The 14904-nt window shown below is 44.6% G+C and carries 15 protein-coding genes; 3 read left to right on the forward strand and 12 right to left on the reverse strand.

Features of this window, described 5'->3' with window-relative positions; genetic code table 11:
- On the reverse strand, positions 1-951 hold the full coding sequence (gene queG / locus AC07NA_RS00120) for a tRNA epoxyqueuosine(34) reductase QueG (protein ID WP_494894599.1): 951 nt from the start codon (positions 949-951) through the stop codon (positions 1-3).
- 158 nt (positions 952-1109) lie between these two features.
- Here queG and AC07NA_RS00125 point away from each other — a divergent pair, with 158 nt between their 5' ends.
- Positions 1110-1475, forward strand: a complete 366-nt coding sequence (locus AC07NA_RS00125) for a SpoIIAA family protein (protein WP_345209777.1) — start codon at positions 1110-1112, stop codon at positions 1473-1475.
- A gap of 17 nt (positions 1476-1492) precedes the next feature.
- Complete coding sequence (locus tag AC07NA_RS00130) at positions 1493-1786, forward strand: hypothetical protein (RefSeq protein WP_494894602.1); 294 nt, start codon at positions 1493-1495, stop codon at positions 1784-1786.
- A gap of 540 nt (positions 1787-2326) precedes the next feature.
- Here the strand turns inward: AC07NA_RS00130 and AC07NA_RS00135 are convergent.
- The 11 genes from AC07NA_RS00135 to AC07NA_RS00185 form a co-directional block, all read right to left on the reverse strand.
- The gene (locus tag AC07NA_RS00135; protein ID WP_494894604.1) at positions 2327-3187 is read right to left on the reverse strand and encodes a polysaccharide deacetylase family protein; all 861 of its coding nucleotides are present in this window, start codon (positions 3185-3187) and stop codon (positions 2327-2329) included.
- A 77-nt stretch (positions 3188-3264) separates the two neighbouring features.
- Positions 3265-4155, reverse strand: a complete 891-nt coding sequence (locus AC07NA_RS00140; RefSeq protein ID WP_494894606.1) for a hypothetical protein — start codon at positions 4153-4155, stop codon at positions 3265-3267.
- 3 nt (positions 4156-4158) lie between these two features.
- Positions 4159-5247 (reverse strand): Gfo/Idh/MocA family protein, encoded by a 1089-nt coding sequence (locus AC07NA_RS00145; protein WP_494894608.1) that lies wholly within the window; start codon positions 5245-5247, stop codon positions 4159-4161.
- Between the two features lie 31 nt (positions 5248-5278).
- Entirely contained in the window at positions 5279-6301 is a 1023-nt protein-coding gene (gene ruvB, locus AC07NA_RS00150) for a Holliday junction branch migration DNA helicase RuvB (RefSeq protein WP_345209772.1), read from the reverse strand.
- 298 nt (positions 6302-6599) lie between these two features.
- Complete coding sequence (locus tag AC07NA_RS00155) at positions 6600-7331, reverse strand: polyprenol monophosphomannose synthase (RefSeq protein ID WP_494894610.1); 732 nt, start codon at positions 7329-7331, stop codon at positions 6600-6602.
- Between the two features lie 46 nt (positions 7332-7377).
- Positions 7378-8892 (reverse strand): POT-type proton-dependent oligopeptide transporter, encoded by a 1515-nt coding sequence (locus AC07NA_RS00160; protein WP_345209770.1) that lies wholly within the window; start codon positions 8890-8892, stop codon positions 7378-7380.
- Between the two features lie 114 nt (positions 8893-9006).
- Positions 9007-9918: a hypothetical protein gene (locus AC07NA_RS00165; RefSeq protein ID WP_494894612.1), complete on the reverse strand. Its 912-nt coding sequence runs from the start codon at positions 9916-9918 to the stop codon at positions 9007-9009.
- 9 nt (positions 9919-9927) lie between these two features.
- Entirely contained in the window at positions 9928-11106 is a 1179-nt protein-coding gene (locus tag AC07NA_RS00170; protein WP_494894614.1) for an acetyl-CoA C-acyltransferase, read from the reverse strand.
- Positions 11107-11159: 53 nt separating this feature from the next.
- Positions 11160-11333, reverse strand: a complete 174-nt coding sequence (locus AC07NA_RS00175) for a type II toxin-antitoxin system antitoxin (RefSeq protein ID WP_345209767.1) — start codon at positions 11331-11333, stop codon at positions 11160-11162.
- 3 nt (positions 11334-11336) lie between these two features.
- Positions 11337-11858, reverse strand: a complete 522-nt coding sequence (locus AC07NA_RS00180) for a hypothetical protein (protein ID WP_494894616.1) — start codon at positions 11856-11858, stop codon at positions 11337-11339.
- 5 nt (positions 11859-11863) lie between these two features.
- Positions 11864-12721, reverse strand: coding sequence for an SPFH domain-containing protein (locus AC07NA_RS00185; protein WP_494894618.1), 858 nt, complete (start codon positions 12719-12721; stop codon positions 11864-11866).
- 115 nt (positions 12722-12836) lie between these two features.
- Here AC07NA_RS00185 and AC07NA_RS00190 point away from each other — a divergent pair, with 115 nt between their 5' ends.
- Positions 12837-14903 (forward strand): HD family phosphohydrolase, encoded by a 2067-nt coding sequence (locus tag AC07NA_RS00190; protein ID WP_494894620.1) that lies wholly within the window; start codon positions 12837-12839, stop codon positions 14901-14903.
- The last annotated feature ends 1 nt before the right edge of the window (position 14904 follow it).

The raw sequence follows: 14904 nt of genomic DNA on the forward strand, positions 1-14904 counted from the left end.
TTATTGGCTGTCGAAATTGCCGCTGGGTTTCAAAAAGCTGATGTTACGTTGCAGTCCGCTAAACTTGGTACGCTTAACTGCCGATTTTTGGAATACCTTCTTAAATACATCTTCAGTGAGTTCCTGCCAGTCGTTACCGGTTAACCCCAAAATATCAGGGTGCGGATCAAAAGCAGGCTCGTTATGCAATACCGAAAACCGGTTCCAGGGGCATACCTCCTGGCAAATATCGCAGCCAAACATCCAGCCGTCCATTTTATCTTTAAATTCGGCAGGTATTTCGTTCTTCAGTTCGATAGTGAGGTAGGAGATGCAACGGCTGCCATCAACCACGTAGGGCCCAACAATGGCATCAGTAGGGCAGGCATCAATGCAACGGGTGCAGCTCCCGCAATGGTCGGCGGTGGGTTCAATATCGTATTCCAGTTCAAGGTCGATAATGAGTTCGGCCAGGAAAAAGAACGATCCTGTTTTTTTGCTGATAAGGTTACTGTTCTTACCTATCCAGCCCATGCCCGATTTTTTTGCCCAGGCTTTATCCAGCACCGGGGCCGAATCAACAAACACACGACCACCAACTTCGCCAATCTGCTCGTTGATGATCTGTAGTAGTTGTTTCAGCTTATCCTTTATCACATGGTGATAATCGGCACCGTAAGCGTAACGCGAAATTTTGGGGGCATCAGGGTCGGCCTGCACGGCATCGGTATAATAATTAACCCCTAACGAGATCACCGATTTGGCACCGTCTACCAGCAGGCGCGGGTCGAGGCGTTTATCAAAGTGGTTTTCCATGTACTGCATTTCGCCATGCATGTTCTTTTTTAACCACAGTTCGAGCCTTGGCGCTTCCTGTTTTAAAAACTCGGCTTTTGATATTCCGCAAAAAAGAAAGCCCAGCTGTTTAGCCGCTTCTTTTATCAGTTTACTATTTGCCGAACGTGATTGCACGCACAAAGATACTATAAATCAAAAAATTATCAGTGGACACTTATGCACGTTATCCAACGGGTAAAATACTTGGGTTGAATTAATTTCTTTGAACTTTATAATAATTAACTGCATGGTATGGTATTTGACATTGATGGCTATGATAACATCTACCATACATGCTTCAATTTATAAATGATATGCCGGTGCATGTAGTGGGTATACATGCTGTAGGCAAGGTGACGAGGGAAGATATAGATACTGTGCTGATACCGCATTTGAACAATATGGTTGAGCAGCATGGAGAAATAAATTATTTATTAGTATTAGAAACCGATATAAAAAACTTTACAGCAGGCGCCTTATGGCAGGATATAAAAATTGGGCTTAAACATTTTACCAAATGGAACAAAATTGCCGTTGTTACCGACCAAAAAGGGGTAGAGCAGTTCAGCAATTGGTTCCGGATACTGATACCGGGTAAGTCGAGAGGGTTTCCTTTAGAACGGTTGGACGAAGCGATAAAATGGATAGCCAGAAGATAAACTAAATATACATACCTATGATTACCGAAGAAAAGTATAAAGCGCATTACGACGATGTGCCGGAGCAACTACAAGATGTAAATAATAATCACGGCGATCCGGATGAAGATCAATCAAATTCAGAACCGGGTGAGCATGACCTTGCAAAAGGCAACCAGCCAACCGAACAAAAGAAAGATGACGATGAACGTATACACACCGTAACACCCGATAACGACAGCGGAGATCCGGGTCCACCGGTAGAAGAGCGCACCGCTTCGGCTACTACAGCATCTAATAAAGATGCCGGACCAAAGGGTGAGAATTTGTAGATATTAATAATCTCTGTCATTCTGAGGAACGAAGAATTTATTATACGGTTTGCATTTTGAAGATGCATATGATAGATTCTTCGTTGTCTTTATAATATTGTCATTGCGAGGTACGAAGCAATCTCGTCGCGTTTTAGGTTTGTGCTGCCATCAACATTAGTCTGCTCTTGGGCGCAGGGCCCCATTACTTTTGAGGGCAAAAGTAACAAAACCCTTGTCCAGCAAAAGGCTTCTTACGCACAAGGCCATCGCCCCGCAAACCGTGCAGAACTTGGGCTGGAACTTTTGCCCCTCCGCTCATCTCCTCAACCACATGCAACAAGTTCACTATGCCCGCCTTTGCGCTTCTGGCCACCAAAGTTCCGCCCGTTTTCGCCCGAAGCTGTTTGCTGACGGAGAAAATATAAATTGGAAACCCTTTTACAGTGACAGCGGATATAATAGAGAAGGCCACGATTTATCGTGGCCTTCTCTATTATAAATTTGCTCTCTGAATCAACCCATGCTTTTCAAAAGCTCCCCCTTCAGGGGGCTGGGGGGTTAAAAGCTATTCTTAATACTATTATGCAAAGTCTTAGTGCTCCAATAACCGCTATCTAATATCCTTCTGATGGTCAGCAGCGGATCATTCTGATCGCGCTTTTCGGCCAGTTGGAAGGCTGCTTTGAAGCCGCGTTTCTTTAGTTCAGGTAAACCTTCTGCATTCCATAAGCCAAACGGGTAGGCAAAGTATTTAATAGGTTTGCCGGTAATTTCTTCGAGTTTTTTGGTTGGTTTATCAATTTGGGTAACCCAATCTTCCCCGCTGAATTTTTTAAAGTTATGGTGATCCCAGGTATGGCTGGCAATTACGTTCCCTTCGTCAGATAGTTGTTTGATCTGCTCCTTGTTCATGTAGTTTGGCCGGCCTATGGATACCGTCATGATAAAGTATACCCCTTTAAAGCCATACTTCTTTAATTCCGGCGCGGCAATGGTGAATTGGTCGAGGTCGGTATCGTCAAAAGTAAGCATGATGGGTTTGCTCGGCAGCGCGGTGCCGTAAGCCAGGTAATCGTACAATTGATCGGGCAGTATGGTATGGTAGCCGCTATCGGCCAGCATTTTAATGTGCTCTTTAAAGTTGGCTATCGGTACAATATAATCCTTGGCTGTTTTTGAATCCTTCGGTCGCCAGTCGCGTATCTGGTGATAGCATAGCACCGGTACCTGCTTGCGGGCTAATATGGTAGCGGCATCGGCAGGGTTACCTTTAGGCGCTGCCGCGGATGTTGTAGTGGTGGCCGACACGGCAGAGCTATCGCCGTTTGTTGAGGCAGGATCTGAATTAACTGATGATGCCGACTGGCAGGCAGCCATTGCTAACGAACAGATAGACAAGGCTAAAAAACGCTTGAACATAGAAAAAAGAAATAATATTAACAGGTGTTAAAATTAGGTTTATTTAGTAGGAAACAAAGCTTAATTTAAACTTCTTTTCAACGCTTTTTATTGATGATTTGTTGCAAGCCGGGTTCGCAGGTTAAGAGATGCCAACCGCCAAAAACTATAAAAACTTTGTCGTGCTTATTCAGCAGGGTGTCAATAGTTTTTAATAAAGACTGATCTCGTATCTCTTTCGACCTGCGGCCAATTTCCTGGAATTTACCTTTGGGGCTGAACGGATTGGTAGGTTCCAGTTCTTCAAAACTAAACGGACGGTTAAGCAGTTTTTGATAATTAGCTTTATAAAATGCCAGCGTTTGCTCTTCGGATGTGAGGTTTACATTACCTGTTTTAATGATGTAACCTTCGATGAAGTTTTTATACTTTTTGCTGATAAACGCAGTGTCGTTAAACTTCTCCGGTGGAACAGACCACATGCATCTTTCGGTTGCTATATATGCCAGCATTTCGCCTTTGGTGTAATACTTTAAAAGTCCTTTAAACTCCAGGCTATCGGTCATATCGCCGTTAATGCATTGTATTTTCAGGCTGTCGGCCAATATTTTTATCAGGCCAATTTCGCCGTTTTTTGATATTGCTTCGTGCCTGTCTTTGTATACCCGTTTTGATACATCACCACCCTCGTTTACGCAGATATCTGGCTTCACCTCGAAAAACTTTTTTTCGATGGTGGTGTACATTGGGTTTTCGGTATCGCTATGGTCAAGGTGGTTAGTCCCGCAAAAAACAATTTCTTTCGGCCCGTTCTTGTATACCCTGATGTATGGGTTGGTTGGCAAATGCCCGGCGGCATCTAATTTGATTTTCAAATAGCTCACCGTAGGGTAAACATGGGTAGTATCCGCCGTTGTACTCCGCGATTGGCTACCCACACATCCTGCAAGCAGCAGGCAAGCCAATGCTATCAAACCAACCTTTGCCATAAATTAAAGCACTATACGTTTACCTGTTTTTATAGAGCGTTTGGCAGCATCCAGTATTTGCATCACCGTCATGTTGTACTGTAATGATGACTGATCATTCACCGCCTCATGCTTTTTTTGAAGCACAGCGGTCAGGTAAGTAATAGGATCATCAATTGGCGATGGTAACGCGGTTGATTTTTTGGTGATGCCTATGTTGTTTTCTTTCAGGCGCACTTGCAGGTTGTCTTTATCAAAGGCGTGCATGTAACCTTTGCTGCCGAAAACTTCCATGTCTTTTATGTTAAACGGCCAGTTCCACGAGGCTTCAATAAGGCCGGTAGCGGTTGGATACTCTACAATGATGGTAGCGTCATCTTCCACTTTTGGGTATATTTCGGGTTTGTAGTGTTTAGCCACAGCCGTTACTGCAATTGGTTTTTGGCCTTTCATTAACCAGGTCATCAGGTCGGCACCGTAGCAGCCAAAATCGTTAAGGGCACCTGCGCCGTTCAGTATCGGGTCGGTAAGCCAGGTCAGGAAATCTTCGCTGCAACCAATTTCGCGCGGACCACGGTGCCCATCGTGCATTACCATTTTACGGATAGCGCCCACGCTATCTTTCGCCACAATATCATACACTTCCTGGTACGATGGGTACCAGGTGGTTTCGTAATTGGTTAACACCTGTATTTTGTATTGATTGGCCAATGCCTGTATGCGGTTAGCCTGATCGAGCGTAGCGGCCAGTGGTTTTTCAACCATTACCGATATACCCAGCGGCGCGCAGATCTCCACCACATTCACGTGATGGGCAACAGCGTTGTAACCCAAAACAGCATCCGGCTTTTTCTCTACCACCATCTTTTTCAGATCCTCGGCAAACAGGTTTTCGGGGATCTTGTAGATCTTCCCGAATTTCGCCCAAAGTTTATGGTCGGGTTCGGCAATGCCTACAATATCAACCTTGCCTTTGTTGTACTGGTTTAAAATGCCGTGAATATGATCGTGCGATAGGCCTGCAACAACTACGCGCAGCAGTTTTTGAGCCGATACAGCCGTGGTAAAGGCCAGCAGCAAAGCGAGGCAAAGTATGTGTTTAATGTTTCTCATAGGTATGGTGGTTTCTGATTGGTATGTTATACTAAAATAGGGATGGATTGCCTCCTAACTTAATACGTCCCAAGTGTTTGTACGCATTTTCGGTAGCCTCCCGTCCGCGTGATGTGCGCATTAAAAAGCCTTCCTGTATTAAAAACGGTTCGTAAACTTCTTCAATAGTACCTTCATCTTCGCCTACAGCGGTGGCAATGGTTTTTAAACCAACCGGGCCGCCTTTAAACTTATCAATAATGGTAACTAATATTTTGTTGTCCATTTCATCTAACCCGTGCTCATCAACGTTGAGCGCGTTGAGCGCGTATTTCGCTATTTCGGTATCAATGGTACCGTTGCCTTTTATCTGTGCGAAATCGCGGGTACGGCGCAGCAGGGCATTGGCAATACGTGGCGTACCACGGCTACGACGAGCTATTTCATAAGCGCCTTCATCTGATATTTCAGTTTTTAATATAGATGCCGAACGTAATAGTATGGTGGTTAATAACTTGGCATCATAATACTCTAACCTCGAATTGATACCGAATCTTGCCCGTAAAGGCGCGGTTAACAGGCCCGAACGGGTAGTGGCGCCAACCAGGGTGAAAGGATTCAGCGAGATTTGTACCGAACGGGCATTAGGACCGCTCTCCAGCATAATATCAATCTTGAAATCTTCCATGGCCGAGTACAGGTACTCTTCTACCAGTGGACTAAGCCTGTGGATCTCATCAATAAATAAAATGTCACCAACTTCGAGGTTGGTAAGCAAACCCGCCAGGTCGCCGGGTTTATCCAGCACCGGGCCTGATGTTATTTTGATACCCACGCCCATTTCATTAGCAATAATGTGCGACAGGGTGGTTTTACCCAATCCCGGAGGACCGTGCAGCAGAACGTGGTCAAGCGCTTCGCCGCGAAGGCGGGCTGCCTGTACAAATATTTTAAGATTGGCTAATATTTTATGCTGACCGGTAAAGTCTTCAAAGGCCTGCGGACGTAATACTTTTTCAATATCACGTTCGGTAGGTGTGAGGCGTTCACGTTCAGGATCAAGATGCTCGTTCATTGCCAACGAAATTAGTATTTTTTCTTAGAGTCCGAAAGTCCGTAAGTCGGAAAAGTCCGAAAGATTTTTGTTACAGGAGAGGAAGTTCGAAAGTCGGGAAGTCAGAAAGTCCGTAAGTCGGCAAGTCAGGAAGTCAGAAAGTCCGTAAGTCCGAAAGTTAGGAAGTTAGAAAGTCCGTAAGTAGGAGGTTCGCAAGTAGCTTTACTTTGCAATCGCTAAAACAAAAAAGCCCGAAACCCCACCAAGCAATTAACTTTCGGACTTCCGGACTTTCCCGTCTTTCGGACTTCTCAAAAAATCACCCCTCCGGATATTTCCTGAATATGCTATTGATCTTCATTTGTATAACGCCCAAAAATGCTTCGCGGAATATACGGGTCGACATTTTGGAAGTACCTGCCGTGCGGTCGGTAAATATAATGGGCACTTCAACCACCTTAAAATCATGTTTAATGGCGGTGTATTTCATTTCTATCTGGAAGGCGTAGCCCACAAATTTGATTTTATGCAGCTGGATGGTTTCGAGCACCTTACGTTTGTAGCACATAAAGCCTGCCGTAGCATCCTGGATATCCATACCGGTAATAAACCGTACATATACCGATGCGAAATAGCTCATCAGCACCCGGCTCATGGGCCAGTTAACCACATTTACGCCTTTAATATAGCGCGAACCAACGGCTACATCGGCCCCGTCAATACAGGCCTGGCGCAGTTTCAGTAAGTCGTCAGGGTTGTGTGAGAAATCGGCATCCATCTCAAAAACAAAATCGTAATGGCGAGCAATGCACCATTTAAACCCGTGGATATATGCCGTGCCGAGCCCCTGCTTACCCTTTCGTGTTTCCATGAAAAGCTTATCGGCATATTCGGTTTGCAGCTGCTCAACTATTTGCTGGGTGCCATCCGGCGACCCATCGTCAACTATCAGTATATGAAAATCATGCGGAAGGGAAAACACCTTGCGTATCATTCGCTCAATGTTTTCCTTTTCGTTATACGTAGGTATTATTACTATGCTATCGGGCACTTCAGGGTATTACGTTAAAAAAAAGTATGCAAAGCAAAGCATTTTTTTACACAATTGGATTATCCGGATGAATTTCCTGCGTTTTGTCGCCTGTAATGTGAAGTCCTTCGCCCAGGTTCAGATCGTCAACCAGGTAGCTTTTCTCTTTAATGCGCGGACTTACAAATAAGAACAACACAAAGAAGAACAGCATAATGCCCACAAACAACCAAAAATATTTGTCGCCGGTGAAATAGCCAAAAACGCCATTGTTCGCGATGTTTACGTTAACCAAAGTAGTAAAGAAAGTACCGATTGAGTAGGTAAGATACCAGATCGCCGTCATGGTGCTTTTCATTGATGGGGGTGATTGGGTATAAGCATACTCCAAACCGGTAATTGAAACCAATACCTCACCTGCCGAAAGTAACACGTAAGCCAATACCTGCCACCAAAGTGAAGGGTGTAAACCGGCATCAACCTTAGCTTGCAGCATTGCTACGATTACAAAACTGCCCGCGGTAATTAATAAACCCGCGCCTATTTTACGCAACGGGGTAAGCGTAATGCCCATTTTTTTAACCAGTGGATAAACACCATAGTTAAATATCGGGATAAGCATTAACAGGAAAGCCGCGTTGGCTACCTGTAATTGCGATGGTAACGCTTTTATACCGAAAATACCTAAGTTAAGATCGAGCTTGGTGGCTTGCAATGCCCATTCAGATTGGTTCATGTCCCACATACCCCAAAATATCGGCACAAATGCAAATACGGCCATTACACGCCATACGGCACGTACGCCATCCACTTTGGTTTCGCCGTAACGTTGTTCGGCAATTTGCCACGCTGTTTTTGATTTATCAGGCTTGCTGAATGCTGCCTTTAAAACAAAAAAGTTAACACTCATAAAGTTATCCTTTTTGATTCCTCCGGCCGGTACCTTAATATATCTTTTACTACCCGAAAAGAAAATGATAGTAGCCAAAGCCATCAGTATACCCGGTACACCGAAAGCCCATGAAGCGCCATATTTATCTAAAATTACAGGGATAAGCGCTATACTAACGGTTGAACCCGCGTTAATACTGAAATAGAACCAGCCGTAAATGCTGCTCATCAGTTCGGAGTTGCTGTGGTCGAACTGGTCGCCTACGTTAGCCGATACGCACGATTTGATACCACCCGCCGCTATGGCTATAATTAATAAACCGATACTGAAACCGGTAAGTGAGCCTTCAAATACCGAAAGGCATAAGTGCCCTATGGTGTAAATAATTGAACCGATTAAAATAACACGGTATTTGCCAAAAAACCAGTCGGCAAGGATACCGCCCAGTAGCGGGGTAAAATATACAAGGGTTGAAAACGCGTGGGTGTAAGCGTTTGATTTTGCGTTGGCTTCAACGGTTAATTCGGCCAGCCCGTGCGGGTTAAAAAACTGGTTAACCAAAAAGATAGATAATACGGCACGCATACCATAAAAACTAAATCTTTCTGAAAACTCGTTACCTATAATAAAAGGTATACTACGCGGAATTTTGGGTTTACGTGTTGCTGCTGGGGTAATTTGTTCGGTCATTTAATATTTTATGAATTTTGCTAAAATACTATAATTAACGCAAATCGAAATTTTATATTGAAAGTATTACAAAGCGGGATATTAAGCCCTGTAAAAGAGCTTGATGGTATTGGTTTAATTTCTTTTAGGTACCTGTCTGCGTGCTTCTTCGGCCTGTTTTTTTGGATCGGCGTAAGGCTCTTGGTCGTGTATGTCGGGTATGTTCCTCATATCCAGGTTCTCTACATATTGCCATTTGCCGTTTTTCAGGCGATAGCCATCGTAGCTCATGTCGGGGCCAAAAGTTTCGGGTTTGGCGGTAGGTTTGCCATCCGGCGATGAAAGGTGGTCAAATACGATCAGGTTTTGATCTGCCGAATACTTTAACAGCATAGATGCCTGGCGGGAGTATTCAAAAACTACACGTTTACGCGTTTTCTTGTTACCTTCAAATACCGGCAACCCCAGGTTTATTTCATTATTTTTGAAGGATAGTACCTCTATTACTTTCTTGGTTGATTTTACGGTATTGCCTTTCCAACCCAACAAAACATAATAAGGGTTGCTGCCGCTTACAGGGATGATCTGGTAATATTGTGCCCCAAACCATTTATGATTGTCGCTTACCGAATCTTCGGGGTTTTTCAGCAGGGGAGAGTAGTCTTCAAAAGGATATAATTGTAAGCGGCCGCTGTTCATTTGTACGGTACCGTAAAAACGGTAGCTGCCGTCGTCATTTAAAACGTGCCAGCTGAAAATGCGGAAGCGTTTATCAGGAGATGTACTGATGGTGATACTTTTTAGCGAATCAAACGGGAAGCTGAACGAGTTAGGTGTTTTTAACGCGCTTACCAGGGTTTTAATGAACTGGTAATTGGTGTTCTTACGCACCAGTTCTTCCGGATCGTTGATGATGCGTTTGCCTAAATGGTTGAGGCTGTCCTGGTAAAAGCGGAGTTGTTTTATATCAGCGCTTTCGTTGCTGCGCTGTGCAGAGACTAATGCGGGTAGCAATGATACTAATAAGGCTGCCAGTATTTTTTTCATGTAGAAGTATTAACGCAAGTTTTCGATAACCATTGCACTGGCACCACCGCCGCCGTTGCAAATTCCGGCAGCGCCGTATTTGCCGTTGTTTTGCTGCAATACGCTCAACAGCGTAACAATAATGCGCGCACCCGATGCCCCCAGCGGATGACCTAATGATACCGCACCGCCGTTAACGTTCACTTTTGCCGGGTCTAACTTTAATTCGTTATTATTAGCTATGGCTACTACCGAAAAGGCTTCGTTGATCTCGAAATAATCTATCTCATTCACTGATAAGCCAGCCTTGTGCAAAGCCAGTGGAATGGCCTTCGATGGCGCTGTTGTGAACCATTCTGGCGCTTGCTGCGCATCAGCGAAGGCAGTGATCTTCGCCAGTGGGGTGATGCCCAGTTCTTCGGCTTTTTCGCTGCTCATGAGTACCAGTGCCGCCGCGCCGTCATTTAAGGTGGATGCATTGGCGGCCGTTACCGTGCCGTCTTTTTTAAATACCGGGCGCAGGGTAGGGATCTTTTCGAACTTTACCGCGGCGGGTTCTTCGTCCACAGCGAATAAGGTAATGGTGCCTTTTTTATCCTGAATTTCTACGGGGGTAATTTCGTCGAAGAACTTGCCTTCGCTTTGCGCTTTATGGGTGCGGTGGTAAGAGATGATGGCGTATTCGTCCTGCTCTTCGCGGCTGATGTGGCATTCGGTAGCGCAAAGTTCCGCAGCCGAACCCATGTGGTAATCATTATATACATCCCAAAGGCCATCTTTAACAAGGCCATCGGTAATTTGGCCATTACCTAAGCGGTAACCATTGCGGGCTTTATCTAAGTAGTAGGGCACATTGCTCATACTCTCCATTCCACCGGCCACTACAATATCGTTTTGCCCGAGGGCGATGCTTTGAGCAGCCAGCATGATCGCTTTCATGCCAGATGCGCACACTTTGTTTACCGTGGTTGCGGGCACATTGCCCAGGCCAGCAAAAATAGTTGCCTGCGTAGCAGGAGCCTGCCCCAAATTGGCCGACATTACATTGCCCATGTACACTTCCTGTACCTGCCCGGCCTGTAAACCAGCCTTTTCCACTGCCGATTTAATGGTGATAGCCCCCAGTTGGGTAGCCGTTAAAGAAGACAGGCTGCCGCCGAAACTGCCTATCGGCGTACGGGTGGCTGCAACAATAACTACATCTTTCATAATTTAAAGCTTAAGCAAAGTTAGTATTTGCGTAATTGTATACGGCCTTAAAATTATTCTTGTTCGGGCTTTTTCTTTTTGCCTGCCTTTTTACGCGCGCTCAAAGCTTGTTGCAGCAGGTATTCTATCTGCCCGTTGGTGCTCCTGAATTCTTCGGCGCTCCAGGCTTCTATCTCCTTCAACATATCCGGATTTATGCGTAATATAAATGCTTTCTTTTCAGCCATAAATTAACTGGACGCCGCTGCCGCTTCCCTTTGTCGCCTTATAATAATTATATGAATACCCAAAAATGCCAGCAAAGGTAAAATTTCTGCCGGGGTGGTACTTTGCTCAATACCAATAGTATCGGTTGATGAAAACGACGGACTATCAACGCGTAGTATCGGTCCGTAAATTTCGCTCTCCCAAACATACTTTGACCGCCAGAAAGACGTACGGTGAAAAATGGCGGTAAAGCCATTCTCCATCATTAAAGTCGATTTCCTGCTGAACGCCGTGGTAACCAAGCGGCCTATTACTTTATCGTTTCTGTCGGTAATAGCGATTGTTCGTCGCCAAAAGCCTTCAAAAGCGAAGTTGTAATAATTGTCGGCCGTTTCAACGTAGGCCCTGCGCCTTGCCGAGAGCCACTTATAAGCGAGCTTGCCATAGCTGTAAACATTGTCGGTAAGCTCATATTCAGGTTTTACCCAGCCATGCCTTACTATGTACAGCTCGTTTATATTTTTATTTTCAAACCTGGTGTACATGGTTATTAATGATAAAGTGTACCGGTATTAACCACCGGGTTTACACTGCGGTCGCCGCAAAGTACTACCAATAGATTGCTTACCATGGCGGCTTTGCGTTCTTCATCCAACTCAACAATGTTTTTTTCCGACAGGCGGTTCAATGCCATTTCAACCATACCTACCGCGCCTTCAACAATCAGTTTACGGGCAGATATAATGGCCGATGCCTGCTGACGCTGCAACATGGTATGCGCAATTTCGGGCGCGTAAGCGAGGTGCGATATACGGGCTTCCAGTACTTCAATACCGGCGCGTTCCAGGCGTTCGTTCAGCTCTTCTTCAAGTAAATGACTTACCTGTTCGGCACCGCCACGCAGGGTAATGCCCGCAGTTTCATCCTCCATATTATCATAAGGGAAAGAGTTGGCCAAATGCCTTACCGCGGCTTCGCTTTGTATATTTACATATTGCAGGTAGTTCTCTACCGCGAAAACCGCGTTGGCTGTGTCTTTTACCTTCCATACTATAACAGCGGCAATTTCAATAGGGTTACCTACTTTATCGTTCACCTTTAGTTGCTGTCCGTTAAGGTTAAAGGCGCGTAACGATACCTTCTTTTTTACAGTGAAAGGGTTCACCCAAAAGAAACCGTCTTTTTTTACAGTACCCACATATTTACCAAAAAGGGTAAGCACTTTTGATTCGTTAGGGTTTACAATAACAAGCCCCGGAAGCACAAGTGTAAAGTCAAATACAAGGAGGAGAGCGCCAACAACAGGCAGTTGCTGCCAAAAGCTGATTGCCGCAGCCGCGATAAGTAAAAGGAATAATGTGAAGGTTAAATATCCGGATGGCGGATTGATGGTTTTTTCGGTTTCCATGATTGAAAAATGATTTTAAAATGATATCACAAAGATATCAAACTAATTTTCATAAAAACAAGAAAAACTGCATATAACAGAAACTTATATTATTTTTGAGAGGTTAACACGATACATGGTACAACTATCCACCTCCCGCCAAAAGGCTTTGCTGCGTAAATATGCCCGTAACATTAAGTATTTGATGATACTGGCAAGTATATGTGTAATAGTAATGGCATTGCCCAAACAGGCCCAGTTCAGGTACGAATTTGAAAAGGGGAGGATCTGGAACCAAAAAGACCTGGTATCGCCCTATAATTTCGCTATACTTAAAACGCCCGAAGAGATACAGAACGACCGTAAGGCCGCACTTGCCAGTATAACACCAATTTACAGGCTGGAGGAGCAAACAGGCCGCGACCAGATTGAAGGTTTTCGTAACGATTTGGAAGTGAAATGGCGCGGAGCCGGGCTCGATGATAAACTGAAGGAAGACTACATCACCATTGGCAATAAACTGCTGTTTGAAGTTTACGGGCGTGGTATAATTAAACTAAATACCAAACATCAGCAAGGCGGCGAAAATTACACCGTCACCGTACTGAATAACAACATAGCTACCGATAAAAATACCAACGACCTTTACACCAAAGAAAAAGCGCTTGCATACTGCGAGCAGGAGCTCAATAAAAATAAAGGTATTGATAAGACCTATTTGTTAGACCTCATCAGCGACCGACTGCAAACCAATCTTAATTACGACGATAGGCTGACTACCAAATTAGAAAAAGAGGTAGTTGATAACCTTTCCATCACCCGTGGTATGGTACAAGCCGGTGAGGTGATCATTGCAAAAGGATCGGTAGTGAGCGATGAGGTATTTCAAAAGTTGCAATCGTATAAAAAAGCCTTTGAGGATAATGCCCGCGTAAAAGGTAATTTCAATATCGTATTGTTTGGCCGTTTTCTATTAGTGAGTTTGGCCATATCGCTTATCATGGTATTCCTGTACCTTTTCAGACGGGATATTTATGTAGATAACCGATTAGTGGGCTTGATATTGATGGTAATTACGGCCATGCTGGCTACTTTATCGCTGGCCATTAAGTTGCAGATTCCCAACCTGTATTATATCCCGTATTGCATTGTACCCATTATTATCCGGATATTGTTTGATACCCGTTTGGCGCTGTATATACACCTGTTGGTGGTATTGATAGCCGGATTTTTTGTACCGAATAGTTTTGAGTTTGCCTATTATGAGATAACCGCGGGCATGGTGGCTATTTACACCATTAAAAACCTGATTCGCCGCGAGCAGTTTCTCATTTCGGCTATCATCATCATGTCGTGCTATTTTGTGGCCTTCCTGGGTATCTCATTTATCCGCGAGGGTAGCTTAAGTAATATCGACTGGGTTGATTTTGTACCTTTCGCTGTAAGCGTGCTCTTAACCCTGCTGGCTTATCCGCTGATCTACGCTTTTGAAAAGGTGTTCGGCTTAACATCAGACATTACCCTGATAGAACTTACCAATACCAACGCGCCATTATTGCGCGAAATGGCATTCACTGCGCCCGGTACCTTTCAGCACTCGTTACAGGTGGCTAATTTGGCTGAGAATGCCATTTATTCGATAGGGGGGAATGCTTTGCTGGTAAGGGCAGGGGCTTTGTATCATGATATTGGAAAAATTGAAAATCCGCTGTTCTTTATCGAGAACCAGATCTCGGGCTTTAATCCGCATGATAAGTTGCCTTACGAGGAAAGCGCTCAGATCATCATCAGGCACGTGAGCAAAGGGGTAGACATGGCCAGGAAGGCTAATCTGCCCGATATGGTGATCGACTTTATCCGCACCCACCATGGTAACACCCGTGTAGATTATTTTTACCAGTCGTTTTTGAAAAATTTTCCGGAAAAATTCATCGATGAGAACATTTTCAGGTACCCGGGGCCCATTCCTTTCTCAAAAGAAACGGGTGTTTTGATGCTTGCCGACTCGGTTGAGGCCGCTTCGCGCTCTTTAAAAGAACCCGACCAAAAATCCATCAGCGACCTTGTCGACCGTATTGTAAAATACAAACTCGATCAGGACCAACTGAAAGACAGCGACATAACGCTGAAAGATATTGAAACTATAAAAACGATTTTTAAACGAATGCTGATGAGTATTTACCACGTGCGAATAGATTATTAAG

This window comes from Mucilaginibacter sp. GW821-FHT07G05 (assembly GCF_059418565.1).